This is a genomic window from Microbacterium lacus (genome assembly GCF_002812805.1).
Taxonomy (GTDB): Bacteria; Actinomycetota; Actinomycetes; order Actinomycetales; family Microbacteriaceae; genus Microbacterium; species Microbacterium lacus_A.
On the sequence record NZ_NMUM01000023.1, the window covers coordinates 191,400 to 209,614 of the forward strand.

Here is an 18,215-nt window from a genome sequence, read left to right on the forward strand (position 1 = left end):
GCCTATTCGTTGCCTCGGACGACCCGGGGTTTGAGCGCAGCGGCGGACCGGCCCCGGATGGACGACCACCACACACCCGCGCCGTAGGCGACGTCATCGAGGCGCCGGGCGAGCGTGAACCGCACCGGGTCGAGCCGGGGACGCAGTCGCACGTACTCGATCGCGGCATCGCCGAGGGCGGCGACGAGCGCGGCGCGGCGCACCCGCTTCGACCCGAGGGCGAGGACGATCGTGAGCGGCCACCAGTGCCGCACCAATAGCGCCGATCCCTGCACGAGCGTCGTGACCGTTCCCTGAGCGGCGAGAAGCGCCGCGAGACTGCGCCGATTCGGGATATGCGAGATACGTCGGGAGATTCGTGCGGCAAAAGCCGCGACGATGCCGACACCGACCGGCACGGACCACGGGCGCTGCGCCAGGGTGACGGTGAGTAGCGCGATGCTCCACGGTGGCAGGGCCACCGGCGCGATGTCCTGCGGATGCCGCACACCGAGCCCGTAGGCCCCCGTGCCGTAGTCGAACTTGCGCCGCATCCAGGCCACGAGCGAGGCGCGATGTTCGTGCCGGACGATCGCGGTGGGGTCGTACGTCACGCGATGACCGGCGGCCACGAGACGCCACACGAGGTCGACGTCCTCTCCGACCCGGAGGTCGGCATCGAACCCGCCCCCGAGCGCAGAGACACGTGCGACGAGGCTCGTGCTCGACACCCAGGACACGCGGCTGCGTGGACGGACGGTCGAGGCATCCGGACCCAGATCGAGTGAGGACCGCGCGTCCTCGTACCTTTCGAGCCAGGTCCCGCGTTCGCGCCGCAGCCCGCGGACACCGGGTGCGACCAGAGCGACGTCGGGGTCGATGAGGTGCCGGAGGAGCGTCTGGAGCGCGCCCTCATCGAGGACGACGTCGGAGTCGACGAATGCCACGTACGGCGTCTGCGCCGTCGACATGCCGGCGTTCCGCGCGGCGGCGGGGCCCCGATTCTCGGGCAGTTTCACGAGCCGCGCGCCATGCTCGGCCACGACGCGAGCAACGGCCTGCGGACGAACGGAGCCGTCGTCGACCACGACGACCTCGGCGACACCCGTGGGGACGCTCGCGAGCAACCGGGCGAGTGGGGTCGGGCGGTCGCGCACGGGGATCACGACCGTGAGCATGCTGAGAGGAACGTCCGGAAGGGATGCCGACAGAAGCTCGCCCATGCCGGTCTCGAGAAGGTACCGAGCAAGCGCACGGCTCGTCTCGTCACCTACCGCGAGATCGCGTCCCGGCAGTCGTTCGGCGGCCGCCGCGCTGATTCGCGAGACCCGGATCGGAGCACCGCCCACGAGCACCCGCCCGCCCGTTCGACGAGTGTGGGTATTGAGACGCACGATGCTGCCATCCGGCGGGAATGTCGGGTCAGTCATCCGTCCCGCCCCGATCGCCGGCGGCTGGCACGAGTCGTCCGTCGTCCGCGACGACGCCCGTGAGTCGCCTCCACGCTGCGTCGACGATGGTCGCCAGAAGCTGCTCGCCCGCCTCGGCCGACGCCCCACGCGGGTCGCCGAGTACTCCGTTCGGCGAGACCGCCCGCACACCGCCAGTGCGCAGGCGGGGGAGGAGAGCGGTGATCGGGTCGGTGGCGCCGGGTTCGAAACGATCGAAACGGATGGCCGGGGCACGCAGATGGGCCATGATCGACGTTTCGTCATAGCCCGCGTGGGCGTCGTGGCGCCCACCGTCGTCCGCTGCACACGGCAGCCAGGCCGCGTCGCGACCTTCCGACCGGAGCACACGGACGGACGCGACGAGGGCGTCCAGATTGCCCCCGTGCGCGTTGACGAAGACCACACGGGGCGCCCACGAGGACGCCGAGCGACCGAGCTCGATGAGCATCAGCTGAAGCGCGGCCGTACCGATCGAGAGCGTGCCCGGAAAATCCTGGTGCTCGCCGCTCGACCCGAACGCGATTAGCGGCGCGACGACGGCATCGTCACCCCGATCGCGCGACCGGGCGGCGAGTCGATCGGCGACCGTCTGCGCGATCGTCGCGTCGACGTCGAGCGGCAGGTGCGGTCCGTGCTGCTCGGTCGCGCCGACCGGCACCAGGAGGAAAGGTGTACCGACGGTCGGCCACGTTCGGTCGACGAGCCGCGCCGAATCGTCCAGCGGGTGCTGATCCGGGCGCTCGGGCATCAGTCGACCGGAGCCTGCGGAACCCCCAGTCGACGCTCGAAGCCCGGCGGGATCCAGAGGTCTTCGCGGCTCAACTCGTCGATGGAAGCCCGGCCGAGGCCGAGGACGGCAGAGTCCAACCCGCCTCGCAAGATGTCGAGCACGTTCTCGACGCCCGCCTGTCCGTTCGCGGCGAGGCCCCACAGGTACGCACGGCCGATCATCACGGCATCGGCGCCGAGCGCCAGGGCCTTCGCCACATCTCCGCCGCGGCGCACGCCGCCATCGAGGAGCACCTCGATCTGGTCGCCGACAGTCTCGGCGATGCCCGGAAGCATCCGAATCGCTGCGGGCGTGGAATCGAGATTGTTGCCGCCGTGGTTCGACACCGAGATCGCCGAGACACCGGCATCCACGGCGCGGAGCGCGTCGTCGATACGTGAGACACCCTTGAGAAGGAACGGACCGTCCCACTGCTCGCGGAGCCACGCTACGTCTTCCCAGCTCGGCGGCGGGGTCGTCATCCATTCTCCGTAGGCCCCGAAGAACGTCGGCGGCTTACCCCCGCCGACGGCCAGGTTAGGCGCCGTGAGATCGGGCACCCGGCCCGAACGCAGGAACTCGGCGAGCCACTGCGGACGCACGAGTGCGTGCGGTGCGAAGCGTGCGGCGGCGCGCAGGGTCAACTTTTCGGGAATCTCCGGGCTGCCCCAGTCGCGCCCGTGCGAGAACGACCAGTCCAGCGTCGCGATGAGGGCCTTGGCGCCGGCCGCGCGCGCCCGGTCGATTCGCTCGAGCATCGTGTCACGGGTGCCCTGCCAGTACACCTGGTAGAGCACGTTCTCGTTCGCGGCGGCCACCTCTTCGACGCTCTTGCTGGCGAACGAGCTCAGACCGATGGGGATGCCCCGGTTCGCCGCGGCGCGTGCGACCGCGACCTCGCCGTCGGGGTGGACCGCCTGCACCCCCGTCGGCGAGATGATCACCGGCATACCGATGTCGAGGCCCAGGACCGTCGTCGACAGCCGGCGCTCGGCCTGGTGACCGGCGACCTTCGGAGCGAACGCGAGCTCGCCGAACGCGGCCAGGTTGTCTTTGTACGACAGCCCCCGCTCCGACCCGGCGATCAGTGCGCCGTAAACGGGGGAGGGCAGACGCTTCTTCGCGCGACGCTGTGCCTCGGCGACCGTCTCGAACCACGGATTGGGCATGGGTGTCTCCTGAAAGGGGGTCGTGCTCAGAAAGGAATCGGATGCGTCGAATCAAGCCGTGGGCGGCACGAATCCGGCGAGCGGACTCGACGCACAGGCGCTGACGGGCATCGTCTCGATGTCGTCGCGGCGCTTCAGGGTGAGGGGAACCGGCTTGTTCGACCGAGGCCGGGGCGGCGATGTGCGATGCGAGTGATCACCGCTCGGACGAGGAGCGCCCGCGGGGTCCTGACGGCCCGCGAGCAGTTCTTCGCCATAGCCCTGGACGCACTCGGGGTCGGGTCCATCGAGCGGCAGTCCCGTGAAGAACTTCGCCGCCATGCATCCGCCCTTGCACGTGTCGAAGAATGCACATGACGCACACGCGCCACCGGTCTGCGGTGCACGCAACTCCTGGAACAACTCGGATTCGCGCCACACCTCGGTGAAGCCGCCGGGGGTGCGCACGTTGCCCGCGAGGAAGTCGTCGTGGATCGCGAATGGGCAGGCGTAGACGTCGCCAATCGGGTCGATCAGGCAGACGACGCGGCCCGCACCGCACAGGTTCAGGCCGGGGAGCGACTCGCCGTAGGCCGAGAGGTGGAAGAACGAATCGCCCGTCAACACCTCATCGGCGTGCGCGAGCAGCCAGTTGTACAGCTCGCGCTGCTGCGCCTGCGTCGGGTGAAGCTCGTCCCACACATCGGCCCCGCGACCCGAGGGCCGCAGGCGCGTGAGGCGCAACTGCGCGCCGTACTCGTCCGCGATCCGCTTGAAATCGTCGAGCTGCGGGATGTTGGTGCGTGTGCAGACGACCGACAGCTTGAAATTCTTCATGCCCGCGTCGCGGAGGTTGCGCATCGCGGTGATCGCGGTCTCGTACGAGCGCGGGCCGCGGATGTAGTCGTTGACCTCGGGCGTGGCGCCATCAAGTGAGATCTGCACGTCGACGTAGTCGTTGGCGGCGAGCAGCGCAGCGCGTTCGGGCGTGAGCATCACGCCGTTCGTCGAGAACTTGACGCCGACGTGGTGCTGGGTCGCGTAATCCAGCAGCTCCCAGAAGTCCGACCGCACCGTCGGCTCGCCGCCGCCGATGTTGACGTAGAAGACCTGCATCCGTTCCAGCTCGTCGATGACGGCCTTGCACTCGTCGGTCGACAACTCGCGAGGGTCGCGGCGACCCGAGCTCGACAGGCAGTGCAGGCACGACAGGTTGCACGCGTAGGTGAGCTCCCACGTGAGGCAGATGGGGGCATCGAGACCGCGCTCGAACAGATCGACGAGGCGTTCGGGTCGCGGTGCCGGTGCGCGCGGGGGCGCGAGAGTCGTGGACTCGAGTGCGATGGTCATGCGGCGTGCTCCTCGATACGTCGTCGTTCGATCATTCGAGACTCAGCGAGAGTCCCGAGAGCACGCAGGTAGCGCGCTTGGTCCTCATCGGCGACGCCCACCGCGACGCACGCGGTGCGAGCGCTGGGGGAGTCCGACAGGGACGTGACGATGCTCAGCAACGTCCGGTCTTTCAGGAACGACAGCTTGCGGGTGCCGAAATGATAAAGCAGAGCTCCGAACGGCTCGGGCCGGACGGAAACCTGCTCGCTCAGCGTCCACCCCGCGTCGGGGTCGAACACGTCAGTACACGCCGCACATGCCGTCGATGGATACTTCCTCGACGAGGCTGTCTGATTCCACGGGGCTGTCGGCTGCGACTGCCTCGGTCGACGTGGCGGGCTTCACGATCTGCGGATCCATGGGATGCTCCTTCACAACGCCACGGCTCCTTCGCCGTGCGCGGTACGCTCGACTCTAATGGCACTGAGTGCCGAATGGAAGACAGAAGGCGAACAACACGCCGTGACGACATCGCCCCGAATCGGCCGCGCTCCGGCAACGACGCACGGAGAGCTCAGTACCATCGCGCTCGGGCTATTTCTTGAGCGCGGCTACGACGAGACCACCGTCGACGACATCGCCGCCGCCGCCGGGATCGGCCGCCGCACGCTATTTCGCTACTTCCCCTCGAAGAACGACCTGCCGTGGGGGGACTTCGACGCTCTACTGACGATGATGCGCGGCCACCTGACCGATCTGCGACCCGATGTGCCGGTCATGGAAGCGCTGCGCGTCGCCATCATCGAGTTCAACAGGTTTCCTCCCGAGCAGATCGCGCTGCACCGCGAGCGCATGCACCTTCTTCTCGAGGTGCCCGCCCTCGTCGCGCACTCGTCGCTGCGCTATCGAGACTGGCGCACGGCTGTCGCGGAGTATGTCGCGCGGCGGATCGGGGCAGACGTGAACGACCTCGAGCCGCAAGCCGTCGCGTGGGCGTGTCTCGGCCTCTGCCTGTCGGCGTATCAGGAGTGGCTGCATCACGACAGCGAGGATCTGCTGACGCTGATCGATCGGGCTTTTCGCCGTCTCGAAGCCTCGTTCCAGGTGTCATCTTCATGAGTGGCGACGGGAACGGCCCGGATCTCGACGTCATCGTCGTGGGCTCGGGGGGAGCGGGTGCGCCGCTCGCCGCTCGCCTGAGCGAGGATCCGAAACGTCGCGTGCTGGTGCTGGAAGCGGGGCCGGTGCCCCGCAGCCGACGCGACTACCCGGCGGAACTGCTCGACGCATCCACCGTCCAGGGCGCGATGCCCGGATACCCCCACAACTGGGCCTACCTCGGTCACCTGACCCCCGAGCTGCCCTACCTCGTGGCGCGGGGCCGGATCCTCGGGGGATCGACCGCGCTCAATGGCGCCTACTTCGTGCGCGCGACCCCCGAGGACTTTGCCGCCTGGGCCGAAGTGGGGGGACCGGACTGGACCTACGAGGCCGTGCTCCCCGCGATGCGCCGCCTCGAAAGCGATCCCGCGTTCGCCGCCGACCCGCGCCACGGCGACGCGGGTCCGATCCCCATCGAGCGCGCGGCGCTCACCGACCGACTGAGCGCGGCTTTCCGTGCCGCAGCGCTCGAGCGGGGGTTCGCCGACGAGCCGGATAAAAACGTGCCGGGCACACCCGGTGTCGGACCTGTGCCCTCGAGCCTGCATCGCGGGATGCGGTGGAACACCGGCCTCGCGTATCTGCTTCCGGTGCTTGATCGAGCCAACCTCGAGGTGCGGGGTGACGCACGCGTCATGCGCGTGCTGATCGAAGACGGCACGGCGGTCGGGGTCGAACTCGCGGGCGGTGAACAGCTGAGAGCCCGCGAGGTCGTGTTGGCAGCCGGCGCCATCGCCACACCGCAGCTTCTGCTTGTGTCGGGCGTCGGACCGCGCGAGCAGCTCGAGGGATTCGGCATTCCCGTCGAGGCCGATCTGCCCGTCGGGGCCGCATTCTCGGATCATCCGGATATCGCGGTCGGGTGGCGTCCGCGCGCGAGCGTCGGCAGCCCGGGGGATCGGGCCGCATTCCCCGCGTGCCTGAACTTCGCCTCGGCCGGGGCCCCGCACGCCGATCTTGAGATCCTCCTGTCCGTGAAGCCCTTGGGCTACCTGCTCACGGGATCCGCGCATCCGCTCGGCAGTGGGGTGCTTGCGGCGCTGCGGCATCCGTTGCGCACGATCCGCGCGCTCGTCGGCGTCTCAGCCCGGCGGATGGCATCGCAGTTGGCGCACCGGGACGACCTGCAGTTGATCGTCGCGGTGCAGCAGCCCGAGGGTCGCGGCTCGATCCAGCTCGTGAGCGCCGATCCCGACGACGGCCCCCGCATCGATTACCGCTACCTCGAAACGCCGTCCGACCGTGCCCGCATGCGCGAGGGATTGCGGGTTGCCGTGAGCCTGCTGCGTTCGAACGCCTTCGCGCCCCTGTTCGGCGGTCTGACGGAACTGGACGACGCGACCATCGATGACGACGATCGCTTGGACGACTGGGCCCGGGCGCACCTCGGCACGGCCATCCACATGTGCGGCACGGCGCCGATGGGTCCGGCCGGGTCGCCGGGTGCCGTCGTAGATGGGCAGGGACGGGTGCACGGGATCGCGGGGCTACGCGTCGCCGACACATCCATCCTGCCGACCGTCCCCTCGCGCGGGCCGGCCGCGACGGCCGTGCTCATCGGCGAGCGCATCGCCGAGTTCATCGCCCGCGGTGACTAGCGGTCGGTCGTTGAGCGGGTCACTTCGACAGGCTCAGTGACCATTGCTGAGTACAGGAGATCCGACCGAGACAGGACGATCCGCGCCGAAGCATCCTGTCCTGGCCGAATCTCCTGTCCTGTGCAAACCCACCGGGGCTCAGCGCCAGATCGACTTGACCTCCTGGAAGTTGCGCACAGCCTCGGCGCCGAATTCGCGGCCGAGTCCCGAGTCCTTGTACCCGCCGTAGGGCGTGTTGAAGTCGGGGCGGTAGCCGTTCAGACCGATCGAGCCGGTTCGGATGCGGCGGGCGACGCCGACGATCTCGTCCTCGGCCCCGTAGACCGCGCCGGCCAGTCCGTAGTGCGAGTCGTTCGCGATGCGCACCGCGTCGTCGACGCCGTTGTAGGACATCAGGGTCACAACGGGGCCGAAGATCTCTTCCTGGACGATCTCGCTGTCTTCCGCGGCGCCGGTGATGACCGTCGGCGCGTAGAAGTAGCCGGTGCTCGGCAGCGACTGTCCGCCGGTGAGGACCTGCGCGCCGGCTGCGCGGGCACGATCGACCATCCCCGAGACGCGCTCGTGGATGCGCCCCGAGACGAGCGGGCCGAGCTCGGTGCTCTCGTCGTGGGGATCGCCGACCTTGAGATCGCCGGCCAGAGCGACGAGCCGGTCGCGCACCTCGTCGTACATGCTCGCGGGGGCCAGCACGCGCGACATCATCGCGCAGATCTGTCCGCTGTTATCGAAGATGGCGTGACGCAGGCTCGTGAAGGCCTTGTCTAGATCGGCGGACTCGAGCACGATCGCCGCGGACTTGCCGCCGAGCTCGAGCGTGACGGGGATCAGTCGCCGGCCGCCCGCGGAAGCGATCTGGCGTCCCGCTTCGGCCGATCCGGTGAAGCTGATCTTGTCGATGCCGGGGTGATCAACGAGCGCCTGCCCCGTCTCGCGTCCACCGGGGACGATGTTGATGACGCCCGGGGGCATCCCGATCGCGAGGCTCGCCTCGGCGAACGCGAAGACATCGAGCGCCGTCTCGGCGGCGGGCTTGATGACGACCGTGCAACCGGCCGCGAGGGCGGGGCCGAGCTTGAGCGTCAGTGAGGCCTGCGGATGGTTCCACGGCACGATGAGGGCGGCGACACCGAGGGGCTCGCGACGGATGATGGAGTTGCCGTCGCCGTGGATGTTCGGCCGCTCCTCCTCTTCGAAGTCGGGGCGCCGCGCGACCTTCGCGTAGTAGCGCAGATGCGTGATGGGTCGAACGCTCGCCCATGGGCGCGACACCGAGATGGGCTGACCGATCTCGGCCGTGATGAGCTCAGCGGTATCGAGGCCGCGGCGTTCCATCTCGTCCGCCAGTTTGTCGAGCCAGTCGGCCCGTTCGGCGGGGGACATGCGTCCCCACGGGCCGTGGTCGAACGCCTCGCGGGCGGCACGGACCGCACGGTCGACGTCGGCGGCGATGGCGTCGGGGGCTCGGCCGACCTCGCTGAGGTCGACCGGGCTCTCCAGGATGATCTCGGCGGTGGTGGAGGGTGAGACCCACTCGCCTCCCGCGAAGATGCTGTCGCGAGAGACGGAGCGCGGGGTGGTGGTTGCGGATGTCATGATCAGTCCTCGGGGGTAGTCGGGGTGACGGATGCGGGGTGCGCGATGCCGCCGCGCATGTTGCGGCCTTCGATCAGGTCGACGTACCCCTGCTCGATGTCGTCGAGTGCGTAGGTCGCCGAGATCAGTTCGTCGAGCTTCAGCTGTCCGGTCTTGTACATCGCGTACTGGCGGGGGATGTCGGCGCGCGGGTTGCTCGCGCCGTAGATCGCGCCCTGGATGCGCTTCTGGAAGCGAGTGATGTCGAGCGGCGAGATAGGGATGCTGACCTCAGAGCTCGGCGCGATCGCCGTGACGACAACGGTGCCCGCCTTGCGGATCGCGTAGAACGCATCGGCGACATCCTGGCCGCGCAAACTCCCGACCGTGATGATCGCGCTGTCGGCGCCCTGCCAGTCGGTGATGCTGCGCGCGAACTCGGCCGCGTCGGCGATGTTGTCGAACGCGTGCGTCGCGCCGACCTGGAGGGCCGTCTCGCGCTTGAGCTCGACGGGGTCGACGGCGATGACCGCCATCGCGCCGGCGTGCGATGCACCCTGAACCGCGTGGATGCCGACGCCGCCGACACCCATGACGATCACGACGTCGCCCGGGCTGACATCGGCCGCGTAAACCGCCGAGCCCCACCCGGTGCCGACACCGCAGCCGAGCAGCCACACCTTGTCGAGATCGGCATCCGCGGGGAGTTTGACGGCGGAGTTGACGTCGACGACGGTGTGCTCGGCGAAGGTGCCGAGGCCGCACATCTGGCCCACCGGCGTGCCGTCTTCGAGCGAGAAACGGAAGCTGTCGGTGTCGGTGAAGCGGCTGCCGCGCATCAGGAACGCGCCGAGCTGGCAGAGGTTCGTCATGCCCTCGTTGCACCAGCGGCACTTGCCGCAACTGGCGATGAACGAGAAGACAACCTTGTCGCCGACTGCCCAATCGGGGGTGTTGGGTCCGACCGCCTCGACGATTCCGGTTCCCTCATGCCCGCCGACCATCGGCAGGTGCCCCGCCGTGCTGTCACCCGTGACGAGGTGGTAGTCGGAGTGGCACAGACCGCTCATGACCATCTTGACGAGAATCTCGCCCTGGCGCGGGTCGTCGAGAAGAACGTCGGTGACCTCGAATGGTCCGGGCTGCTCGCGGACGAGGGCCGCACGCGTGCGAATCGGCATGGTTTCTCCTTTGAAACGGGGACTTCCCGCGTTGTTCGAAACGACGTGCGGGGTCGCGATAACGATAGCCATGAAATCCGTCGTTTGCACCACTCTGCGTACAGAAGTACGCAATGTGTTGAAATGACCCCCCTGCGTGTGGCAGCATCACCTGCGTCGGGCACCGTCGAAGTCGAGGTGTCCGGCCATACCGGACGGAGTGCATTCACCCCGGGCCCGGGCCCCGCGCAGTGGCGCGCGGGGTAACCCGACTGGCAATGGAGGCAGTAATGAAGTCCCTACGCACCCGCGCACCCCTCACCCTGGGGATCAGCGTCCTCGCCGTCCTCGGTCTCGCCGCATGCGGCGCCCAGACCGACGCCGGCACCGACAGCAGTGCCGACACCAGCGACGCGCCCATGGAGGTCCAGCCGCTCGTCGCCGGTGTCATCCCCGTGACCGACATCGGACCCGTCTACATGGCGCAGCAGAACGGCGTCTTCGAAGAGAACGGCTTCGACCTCACGCTGCAGCCCGCAGGCTCGTCGACCGAGATCATCCAGGCCATGCAGTCCGGCCAGGTACAGATCGGCTACGGCGGATCGACCGGCGTGTTCCAGGCCGTCGAGAACGGCGTCGACCTGGTCATCATCGCGGCGGCGAGCGCGACGCCCGACGACCCGGAGAACGGCATCAACGACCTGCTCGTCACGGCCGACAGCCCACTGGAATCGGCGAAGGACCTCGAGGGCAAGACGGTCGCCGTCAACGCCCCCGGCGGTTACACGCAGTTGCTCGGCGACATCGCGGTTGCCGCGGACGGCGGCGACCCGAGCCTCGTGAACTACGTGCAGATGGGTGTTCCGGACCAGCCGGCGGCCCTCGCCAGCGGCGCGATCGACGCATTCGTCGCGGGCGAGCCCTTCGGCACCCTCGGTCGTGAGCAGAACGGATTCCGCACCCTCGCGAACCCGTTCACGGCCCTGTCGGACAGCGCCGTCATCGCCGGCGTCTGGTATGCCCTCCGTGCCGACGTCGAAGAGGACCCGGAGTACTACGAGCGGGTCGCCGCGACGATCGACGAGGCGAACGCCTATGCCTTCGAGAACGACGAGGAGCTCCGCGAGAACATCGCCGAGTTCACCAAGATCGACCCGGAGCTCGCAGCCCGTATCCGACTCGGTTCGTACGGCAAGCTCCCGCTGACGATCGACAACCTGCAGGCCATCGCCGACTGGTCGTTCGAACTCGGCTACGTCAAGAACGAGGTCGATCTCGACGGCCTCGTGTGGGTCCCCTGACCCTCACGGCGTAAGAACGCTGACAACGCGGGTTCGCGGCTCCCGGATGTTCCGGGGGTCGCGGGACCCGCACAGCCAGGCCCCCGACCGCCCCACCCTCACGGAGGATGCGCATGCCGACACGTGCGGCGCCCGCAAGCAATACCACCCGTCTCGCCTTCAGCCAGACCAAGATCTCGACGCCGATCCTCGGCGTCCTCGGGATCCTCGCGTTCATCGCGGTCTGGGAACTGGCCTCGCGGCTCGAGCTCGTGAATTCGACATATCTGCCGCCCTTCACCGAGGTCGCGGTGACGGTCGTCGAAGTCGTCTTCGGTGAGCAATACCGCGCACAGTTCTGGACGGCGCTCGGCAACACGATGCTCGGTTGGAGCGTCGGCCTCGCCATCTCCCTCGTTTTCGGGATCGTCGCCGGTCTCGTGATCGGATCGAACCGGTGGGTGCGCGAATTCACCCACTCCACGATCGAGTTCCTCCGGCCGATCCCCTCGGTCGGTCTGATCCCGATCGCCATCGTGATCTTCGGCGTACGGCCCACCGCAACGATCGCGATCGTCGTGTGGGCGTGTTTCTGGGTCATCCTGATCCACGTCGTCTACGGCGTGAGCGACGTCGATCCGGTCGCCGCCTCAACCGCTCGCAGCTACGGCTTCGGCCCGCTCGCCCGCGCCCGCTACGTCGTCTGGCCGACGCTGCTGCCCTACCTCATGACCGGGGTCCGTCTCTCCGGCACCATCGCCCTGGTGGTCGCGATCACGATCGAGATCGTCGTCCAAGCCCCCGGCATCGGCCAGATGATCGCGCAATATCAGTCGGCCGGAAACGCCCCCGTTGTCTACGCCCTCGCCCTGCTCGCGGGCGTGCTCGGACTCATCATCAACCTCGTGCTGCGGCAACTGGAGAACTCGGTGCTCGCGTGGCATCCGTCCGTCCGTGGGGAGGTGATCCCGTGACCGCTCGCACCCTCACCCGACGCGTCTTCATGGCGCTCGCCCTGCCCATCATCATCATCGCGCTCTGGTGGTTCGCCACCCTCGACGACACGAACCCGTTCGTCCCCAAACCCGTCAACGTGGTGACCGACCTGACGACGGTGTGGGCCGGCCCCCTGTTCGTCGAACAGGTCTTCCCCTCGCTCTACCGGCTCGGGGTCGGACTCGGCGGCGCCATCGTCGTCGGCGTGCTGCTCGGCATCCTCGTCGGCCTCAGCCGTGTCGCTCGCAAGCTCACGGGTCCGCTGTTCGAGTTCGTTCGGGCCGTACCGCCGCCCGTGCTCTTGCCCGTGCTGCTGCTCGTGATCGGGATCGATGACCGCTCGAAGATCTTCCTGATCTTTCTCGGATGCCTGTGGCCCGTCCTGCTGAACACGATCGACGGGGTCCGCTCGGTCGATCAGGTGCTCGGTGACACGACGCGCACGTACGGGTTACGTGGCTGGTCACGGCTGCGGTACTTCGTGCTTCCCGCTTCGATGCCGCGCATCATGACCGGCATCCGGCTCGCCCTGCCGATCGCGATCATCCTGATGGTTGTGTCGGAGCTGTACGCCGCGCTCGATGGGCTCGGCTACCAGATCATGCTGTTCAAGCAGACCTTCCAGACCGGGCCCATGTGGGCCGGAATCTTCATCATCGGTTTCATCGGCATCCTGCTCGCCTTCATCTTCCGGGTGATCGAGCGCCGGGTGCTGGGCTGGTACTACGGACAACGAGAGGTGGAAACCAGTGAGCGCTGACGTGAGGGGGGCCGAGGCCCCCGTACTCCTCTCGGTTCAGGGGATCCAGAAGATCTACTCCACGACGGGTGGAGGCGGGGTCGAGGCCGTTCGCGACCTCACGTTCGACCTGCGCAAAGGCGAGTTCGCCTGCCTCGTCGGACCATCAGGGTCGGGCAAGACGACGCTGCTGAAGGTCATCTCGGGCCTCATGGGTGCGACGAAGGGCCAGGTCGTCCTCGACGGCAAGGTCGTCGACGGGCCCCCGCGCAACATGGCGCTGGTCTTTCAGGAGTACGGGCGCTCGCTCTACCCGTGGATGCGGGTCGCCGAGAACGTCGAGCTGCCGCTGAAAGTGGCGGGTGTCGGAAAGGACGAGCGCAAGGCGCGGGTCGCCGAGGCGCTCGAGGCGGTCGGGCTCGCGCACGTGCCGAAGTCCTACCCGTGGCAGCTGTCTGGCGGCATGCAGCAGCGCGTCGCCATCGCTCGCGCCGTGGCGTACCAGCCCGAGGTGCTGCTGATGGACGAGCCCTTCGCGGCGGTCGACGCGCAGACCCGCGCCGACCTCGAAGACCTCGTGCGTTCGGTGTGGGCGAAGCTCGGCCTCACCGTGTTGTTCGTGACGCACGACATCGATGAGTCGGTGTACCTGGGCGAGCGCGTCATCATCCTGTCGTCGTCGCCCACCGTGATCCTCGAGGACCTCGCGATCGATCTGCCCGCCGAGCGCGACCAGCTCGAGACGCGATCCGACCCGCGGTTCGTCGAGTTGAGGCACCACGTCTACGAGCAGATCCAGAAGGCGAAGACCTACACGGGGGACACCAACACGATCCGGACGGTGGCCTGAGTCCCGTGAGTGACCGACGCGCCGCGAGCTCGCTGCGCAACGGTTGGACGCCCCCTATCCCTAGGATGGTGCCGGTGGACGCAGAGCGTCCAGATGGCGAAGGGGCTGACATGCTGGATGAGAGATCGCGCGACCGGATCCAGAGCATCGAACGCGGGGTGGAGGTGCTTCGCGCCTTCAACGACCGTCAGGGCCCGCTCAGCGTCGCCGACATCGCGGCACGTGTTGATCTCGCTCGGCCGGTGGTACGACGCATCCTGCTGACCTTCGCGCATCTGGGATATGCCGAGTCGGCGGGCGGATTGTGGAGCCTCACCCCCCGCATCCTGGAACTCGGATCGGGCTACTTCGCCTCGTCATCGCTACCCGAAATCTCGTACGGATACATGGTGGATCTTGTCGAGCGCACGAGAGAGACGTGCAGCATCGGTGTGCTCGACGGCATGGACGTCATTCACGTCGCGCGCGTCGAGGATCGGCGACCGCTGCCTGACTCGGTGCGGATCGGAAACCGGCTGCCCGCGCACGCGACCGCCATCGGCAAGGTGCTGCTGGCGCGCCTATCGGATGCCGAGCTGGACGAGCTGCTCGCGACCGCCCCGCTCGAGGTCCACACCCCGACGACGGTCACGGATGCCGGGCGCCTGCGCGCGCGTCTCGCCGACGTGCGCGCGAACCAGTTCGACATCTCGATGGAGGAGCTGCACCCCGGGCAGGTCGCCGCGGCGGTGCCGATCATCATCGACGGCCGCGCGGTGGGCGGGCTCGCCGTCTCGTCGACGACGGTCCGCGAGACCGCCGACAGCCTGCGGGACGTGATCATCCCCGTGCTCTTCGCCACGGCCGCCGACATCGCCAGCGCCTACCGCAACGCCAATCCGCAGCTGTTCCGCGCGGGCGCACGCTGACCCCTGAGCCCGCGCGCGAAACTTCACCTATGTCACGAATTGGCCCTCAAAAAGGGACATAGGTGAAGTCTCGCGCGTCGGATGCGGGGGTCAGGGCACCGGGACGGCGATGCCCTCGGGAAGGCGCGTGCCGAGGTACGCGCCGTCCGCCTCCAGCCGCTGCTGGAGCGTCGGGACGTCGACGCCGGCAGTGGTGCCGTCGGTCGAGAGTGCCAGGTCGGCCGCGGTGCCCGCAGCCTGACCCATGACCCAGCACGGTCCCGTGACGCGGCCGGACGACTGTCCGCCCTGTGTCATCGACGCGGCACGCCCGGCGACGAAGAGGTTGCCGACGACCTGGGGCACGATCATCCGGTACGGAAGCTGGTTGTAACCGCGCGAGTCCTCGGGCGCGAACTTGAACACGACGTCGCCGACGACGTGCGCCTCGACGGGCCATCCGTTGACACCGATCGTGTCGTCGAAGTCACGGCACTCGAGGACGTCCTCCTGCGTGAGCTGATACGCCCCGATGATGCGTCGAGTCTCTCGGATGCCGATCGACGGGGCGATGTCGACGACGTAGGAGTCCTGGAACCCGGGCGTCACCTGCTTGATGAACGCGAACGTGTCCTTGACCTGCTGGCGGCCCTGCAGTTCGCCGCGGGTCAGCTGGTCGACGTTGGTGCCGTCGATCGCCGAGCCATCCTCGTTCGAGAGCTGCGTGAGATTCGAGCGCCACTCGAGCGGGTTGCGCTGGGGGCGCACGATCGGCTTCTTGCGGGGGAAGTGATGCGTGCCGGCAGCCTCGGCCTCTTCCATGAGCCGCCGCACGGTCTTCCACGCTTCACCGGCTTCTTCGGGATGCACGCCGTTGATACGGAACATGAGCGAGGGATACATGAGGTGCTCGCTCACCTCGAACGGCGCGCCCGACCACGCGGCCAGGTCGCCGTCGCCGGATCCGTCGATGAAGAACCGGCCCCGAACCGCGGCGCGCCCGGACTTGGACTCGACGATAACGGCATCGATCGTCTTCTCATCCCGCATGACGACATCCGCGACCGACGTGTGGAACAGCAACTCGGCACCGCCCGCGACGACGAGTTCGTCGGCGGCGATCTTCAGCGCCGAGATGTCGTACGAGAGGGCCTGGATGCGGTTGTCCACCGACAGGTGCACGTCGTTCAGGCCGTCCATGACACGCATCCGGTCGAGGAGTTCATCCGCGAAGCCGTGCACCGACTGGAAGTCGGTGCCGTACGCCCGTGCGTGCATGCCGCAGAACGTGGCCAGGCCACCCATCGTGCCGGCGCCGCCGAGGAATCCGTACTTCTCGATCAACAGAGTGGAACGACCGGCGCGCGATGCGGCGGTCGCCGCCATCAGCCCGGCCGGACCGCCACCGACGACGACCACGTCGTACTCGCCGATGACGGGGATGTTGCGCTCGGGCTCACGGATCGTGCCGTGTGCGGGGGAGGTGGTCATGCTGACTCCTTGACAGGGGAGGGGTTCGTGGAACAGGGCCGCGCGCACAGCACGGCGCCGCAAGACAGGGGCTGAACGAGGGCCTCGTACTGGTCGAGATACCCGTGGCCCGTGTCGCGATCGACGGGCGGAACGTAGTCGGGGCGTGCCGCGAGTTCATCCGCGTCCACGAGCAGGTCGACGGTGCCGCGTTTGACGTCGATCTCGATGAGGTCGTCGTCGCGGACGCGTCCGAGGGGGGAGCCGGGACTCGCGGCCTCGGGTGAGACCTCGCCGACCGTCATGCCCTGGTTGACCAGGCCCGAGAACTGCCCGTCGGTCACGAGGGCGACGCTGTGGGCGAGCCCACGCGCGTGCAGGGCGAAGATGAATGCCGAGGTCAGGCCGAGGCCGGGGGCGCCCGTCACACCGATGCCGCGGATGACGGCGACGTCACCCTCTTGCAGACGCCCGCTCGAGATGGCGGCGATCGCCTCTTCGCGCGTGCCGAAGATGCGTGCGGGGCCGCGGAAGGTGTGCGGTCCCGGGTCGGGCACGGGGCGTTTGGCGACGGCGCCGCCCGGGGCGAGCGTGCCCTTCAAGACGCTGATCGCAGGATCGGTTCCGAAGGGATCGTCGATGCTGCGGATCACGTCGCCGTCTGCGGGCTTGGCGAGCGCCGAGTTCTCGGCCACTGTCGCGCCCGTCACCGTCAGCTGAGTGCCATCGAGCAGGGGGAGCAGTTCCCGGATGATCGTCGCACCACCGCCGGCGTCCTCGAACTCTTCCGTGAGTCGCGGGCCGTTAGGCCGGACCGAACACAGCAGTGGCGTCTCTCGACCGAGCTGGCGGAACAACTCCCACACGTCCACGTCGAGTCCGGACTCGATGGCGATCGCCTGGAGGTGCTTGATGGTGTTCATCGACCCGCCGATCGCGAGCATCGCGCGGACGGCGTTTCGAACCGAACCCTCGGTGATGATCTGGCGCGGGCGGATGTCGTTCTCGATCAGCGCGGCGAGGGCATGGGCCGAGCGGCTCACGGTGTCCCACATCGGCTCGCTCAGCGCCCGCACGGGGGCGGAGCCCGGCATCGCCATGCCGAGCGCCTCGGCGAGGATGTGCATCGAGTTCGCGGTGGCGAGGCCCGCGCAGACGCCCGGGCTGAGGATGGCATCTTCAGCGAGCAGCTCGAGCTCGTCCGTCGACTCACCCGTGACCGCGGCCTTAGACGCGTGCAGGAAGATCTCTTCGATGTCGGCCGTGCGGCCCTCGGCCAGCCCGGAGTGCTGGTAGCCGCAGGGGATGATGATCGTCGGGATGTCGAGTCGGCCGGCCGCCATCAGGTGGCCGGGTGTCGTCTTGTCGCACGAGGACAGGCAGATCATCGCGTCGAGCTTTGCGCCCTCGACGGCGGCCTCGATGTCGTCGACGATCAGGTCGCGGCTCGGCAGGATGTAGCGTCCCGCGCGCCCCGCGCTCGTCACGAAGTCGCTCGGTGCGGTCGTTCGGATCTCGAAGGGAAGGAGTCCGGCGTCTCGCAGCTCGTGCTTGAGTCGCGCGGCGACCTCGTCCAGGTGCGAGAAGCACGCGGCGAGGTCGGACGACGTATTGACGATCGCGACCTTCGGCTTCTCCCAGTCGGCCTTGGGGATCCCGAGCGCCGTGTAGTGCGCACGGCGGGCGATGGCGAGTGCCGATGTCGGTGGCAGGTTGCTGCGTAAAGCGGGCATCTTTGTCCTCTCGTCGCGGCGGGGCATCCGGATCTGACCGAACGATGCGACACCATCGAGTGTACGCATTGCGGACGATAGGTCGCA

General features: G+C 68.2%; 17 protein-coding genes. 7 read left to right on the plus strand and 10 right to left on the minus strand.

The window, feature by feature from the left end; all coding sequences use genetic code 11:
• Window positions 1-2 precede the first annotated feature (2 nt).
• The 6 genes from mftF to mftA are packed head-to-tail and all read right to left on the minus strand — an operon-like array spanning window position 3 to window position 5,099.
• Window positions 3-1,409, minus strand: a complete 1,407-nt coding sequence (gene mftF / locus CGU34_RS08720) for a mycofactocin biosynthesis glycosyltransferase MftF (RefSeq protein ID WP_036301000.1) — start codon at window positions 1,407-1,409, stop codon at window positions 3-5.
• Window positions 1,402-2,178, minus strand: a complete 777-nt coding sequence (mftE, locus tag CGU34_RS08725; RefSeq protein WP_051513991.1) for a mycofactocin biosynthesis peptidyl-dipeptidase MftE — start codon at window positions 2,176-2,178, stop codon at window positions 1,402-1,404. The genes mftF and mftE overlap by 8 nt, the downstream gene beginning before the upstream one ends.
• Window positions 2,178-3,368, minus strand: a complete 1,191-nt coding sequence (mftD, locus tag CGU34_RS08730) for a pre-mycofactocin synthase MftD (RefSeq protein WP_036300997.1) — start codon at window positions 3,366-3,368, stop codon at window positions 2,178-2,180. Before mftD ends, mftE begins: the two co-directional genes overlap by 1 nt.
• 51 nt (window positions 3,369-3,419) lie before the next feature.
• Window positions 3,420-4,697 (minus strand): mycofactocin radical SAM maturase, encoded by a 1,278-nt coding sequence (gene mftC / locus CGU34_RS08735; protein WP_081766438.1) that lies wholly within the window; start codon window positions 4,695-4,697, stop codon window positions 3,420-3,422.
• Window positions 4,694-4,978 carry a mycofactocin biosynthesis chaperone MftB gene (gene mftB, locus CGU34_RS08740; protein WP_036300994.1) on the minus strand — a complete coding sequence of 95 codons (285 nt, stop codon included), beginning with the start codon at window positions 4,976-4,978 and terminating at the stop codon, window positions 4,694-4,696. Before mftB ends, mftC begins: the two co-directional genes overlap by 4 nt.
• A gap of 1 nt (window position 4,979) precedes the next feature.
• Entirely contained in the window at window positions 4,980-5,099 is a 120-nt protein-coding gene (gene mftA, locus CGU34_RS08745) for a mycofactocin precursor MftA (RefSeq protein ID WP_081766437.1), read from the minus strand.
• A 57-nt stretch (window positions 5,100-5,156) separates the two neighbouring features.
• Here mftA and mftR point away from each other — a divergent pair, with 57 nt between their 5' ends.
• Together mftR and CGU34_RS08755 are read left to right on the plus strand one after the other, a co-directional pair.
• Window positions 5,157-5,798, plus strand: coding sequence for a mycofactocin system transcriptional regulator (mftR, locus tag CGU34_RS08750; RefSeq protein ID WP_100813870.1), 642 nt, complete (start codon window positions 5,157-5,159; stop codon window positions 5,796-5,798).
• Entirely contained in the window at window positions 5,795-7,438 is a 1,644-nt protein-coding gene (locus tag CGU34_RS08755) for a GMC family oxidoreductase N-terminal domain-containing protein (RefSeq protein ID WP_100813871.1), read from the plus strand. Before mftR ends, CGU34_RS08755 begins: the two co-directional genes overlap by 4 nt.
• 138 nt (window positions 7,439-7,576) lie before the next feature.
• Here CGU34_RS08755 and CGU34_RS08760 read toward each other — a convergent pair whose 3' ends face one another.
• Together CGU34_RS08760 and CGU34_RS08765 are read right to left on the minus strand one after the other, a co-directional pair.
• Complete coding sequence (locus CGU34_RS08760; RefSeq protein ID WP_100813872.1) at window positions 7,577-9,034, minus strand: aldehyde dehydrogenase; 1,458 nt, start codon at window positions 9,032-9,034, stop codon at window positions 7,577-7,579.
• A gap of 2 nt (window positions 9,035-9,036) precedes the next feature.
• Window positions 9,037-10,194 (minus strand): NDMA-dependent alcohol dehydrogenase, encoded by a 1,158-nt coding sequence (locus CGU34_RS08765; RefSeq protein WP_198517725.1) that lies wholly within the window; start codon window positions 10,192-10,194, stop codon window positions 9,037-9,039.
• A gap of 269 nt (window positions 10,195-10,463) precedes the next feature.
• Between CGU34_RS08765 and CGU34_RS08770 the strand changes: the two genes are divergently transcribed.
• The 5 genes from CGU34_RS08770 (at window position 10,464) to CGU34_RS08790 (ending at window position 14,946) form a co-directional block, all read left to right on the plus strand.
• Complete coding sequence (locus CGU34_RS08770) at window positions 10,464-11,474, plus strand: ABC transporter substrate-binding protein (RefSeq protein WP_157811265.1); 1,011 nt, start codon at window positions 10,464-10,466, stop codon at window positions 11,472-11,474.
• Between the two features lie 113 nt (window positions 11,475-11,587).
• Window positions 11,588-12,427 (plus strand): ABC transporter permease, encoded by an 840-nt coding sequence (locus tag CGU34_RS08775; RefSeq protein WP_100813874.1) that lies wholly within the window; start codon window positions 11,588-11,590, stop codon window positions 12,425-12,427.
• Entirely contained in the window at window positions 12,424-13,209 is a 786-nt protein-coding gene (locus tag CGU34_RS08780; protein ID WP_232711608.1) for an ABC transporter permease, read from the plus strand. The genes CGU34_RS08775 and CGU34_RS08780 overlap by 4 nt, the downstream gene beginning before the upstream one ends.
• Window positions 13,199-14,038: an ABC transporter ATP-binding protein gene (locus tag CGU34_RS08785; protein ID WP_051513986.1), complete on the plus strand. Its 840-nt coding sequence runs from the start codon at window positions 13,199-13,201 to the stop codon at window positions 14,036-14,038. Before CGU34_RS08780 ends, CGU34_RS08785 begins: the two co-directional genes overlap by 11 nt.
• Before the next feature lie 110 nt (window positions 14,039-14,148).
• Window positions 14,149-14,946: an IclR family transcriptional regulator domain-containing protein gene (locus tag CGU34_RS08790; protein WP_036301028.1), complete on the plus strand. Its 798-nt coding sequence runs from the start codon at window positions 14,149-14,151 to the stop codon at window positions 14,944-14,946.
• Window positions 14,947-15,036: 90 nt separating this feature from the next.
• Here the strand turns inward: CGU34_RS08790 and CGU34_RS08795 are convergent, their stop codons facing one another.
• The gene (locus tag CGU34_RS08795; protein WP_036300983.1) at window positions 15,037-16,416 is read right to left on the minus strand and encodes an FAD-dependent oxidoreductase; all 1,380 of its coding nucleotides are present in this window, start codon (window positions 16,414-16,416) and stop codon (window positions 15,037-15,039) included.
• Entirely contained in the window at window positions 16,413-18,197 is a 1,785-nt protein-coding gene (locus tag CGU34_RS08800; protein WP_198517726.1) for a dihydroxy-acid dehydratase, read from the minus strand. The genes CGU34_RS08795 and CGU34_RS08800 overlap by 4 nt, the downstream gene beginning before the upstream one ends.
• Window positions 18,198-18,215: the final 18 nt, after the last annotated feature.

What these genes read in the sequence shown, in the direction of transcription:
- mftF (WP_036301000.1), bottom strand. Translation starts at nt 1,409, where the DNA reads ATGACTGACCCGACATTCCCGCCGGATGGCAGCATCGTGCGTCTCAAT.
- mftE (WP_051513991.1), bottom strand. Translation starts at nt 2,178, where the DNA reads ATGCCCGAGCGCCCGGATCAGCACCCGCTGGACGATTCGGCGCGGCTC.
- mftD (WP_036300997.1), bottom strand. Translation starts at nt 3,368, where the DNA reads ATGCCCAATCCGTGGTTCGAGACGGTCGCCGAGGCACAGCGTCGCGCG.
- mftC (WP_081766438.1), bottom strand. Translation starts at nt 4,697, where the DNA reads ATGACCATCGCACTCGAGTCCACGACTCTCGCGCCCCCGCGCGCACCG.
- mftA (WP_081766437.1), bottom strand. Translation starts at nt 5,099, where the DNA reads ATGGATCCGCAGATCGTGAAGCCCGCCACGTCGACCGAGGCAGTCGCA.
- mftR (WP_100813870.1), top strand. Translation starts at nt 5,157, where the DNA reads ATGGCACTGAGTGCCGAATGGAAGACAGAAGGCGAACAACACGCCGTG.
- CGU34_RS08755 (WP_100813871.1), top strand. Translation starts at nt 5,795, where the DNA reads ATGAGTGGCGACGGGAACGGCCCGGATCTCGACGTCATCGTCGTGGGC.
- CGU34_RS08760 (WP_100813872.1), bottom strand. Translation starts at nt 9,034, where the DNA reads ATGACATCCGCAACCACCACCCCGCGCTCCGTCTCTCGCGACAGCATC.
- CGU34_RS08765 (WP_198517725.1), bottom strand. Translation starts at nt 10,194, where the DNA reads ATGCCGATTCGCACGCGTGCGGCCCTCGTCCGCGAGCAGCCCGGACCA.
- CGU34_RS08770 (WP_157811265.1), top strand. Translation starts at nt 10,464, where the DNA reads ATGAAGTCCCTACGCACCCGCGCACCCCTCACCCTGGGGATCAGCGTC.
- CGU34_RS08775 (WP_100813874.1), top strand. Translation starts at nt 11,588, where the DNA reads ATGCCGACACGTGCGGCGCCCGCAAGCAATACCACCCGTCTCGCCTTC.
- CGU34_RS08790 (WP_036301028.1), top strand. Translation starts at nt 14,149, where the DNA reads ATGCTGGATGAGAGATCGCGCGACCGGATCCAGAGCATCGAACGCGGG.
- CGU34_RS08795 (WP_036300983.1), bottom strand. Translation starts at nt 16,416, where the DNA reads ATGACCACCTCCCCCGCACACGGCACGATCCGTGAGCCCGAGCGCAAC.
- CGU34_RS08800 (WP_198517726.1), bottom strand. Translation starts at nt 18,197, where the DNA reads ATGCGTACACTCGATGGTGTCGCATCGTTCGGTCAGATCCGGATGCCC.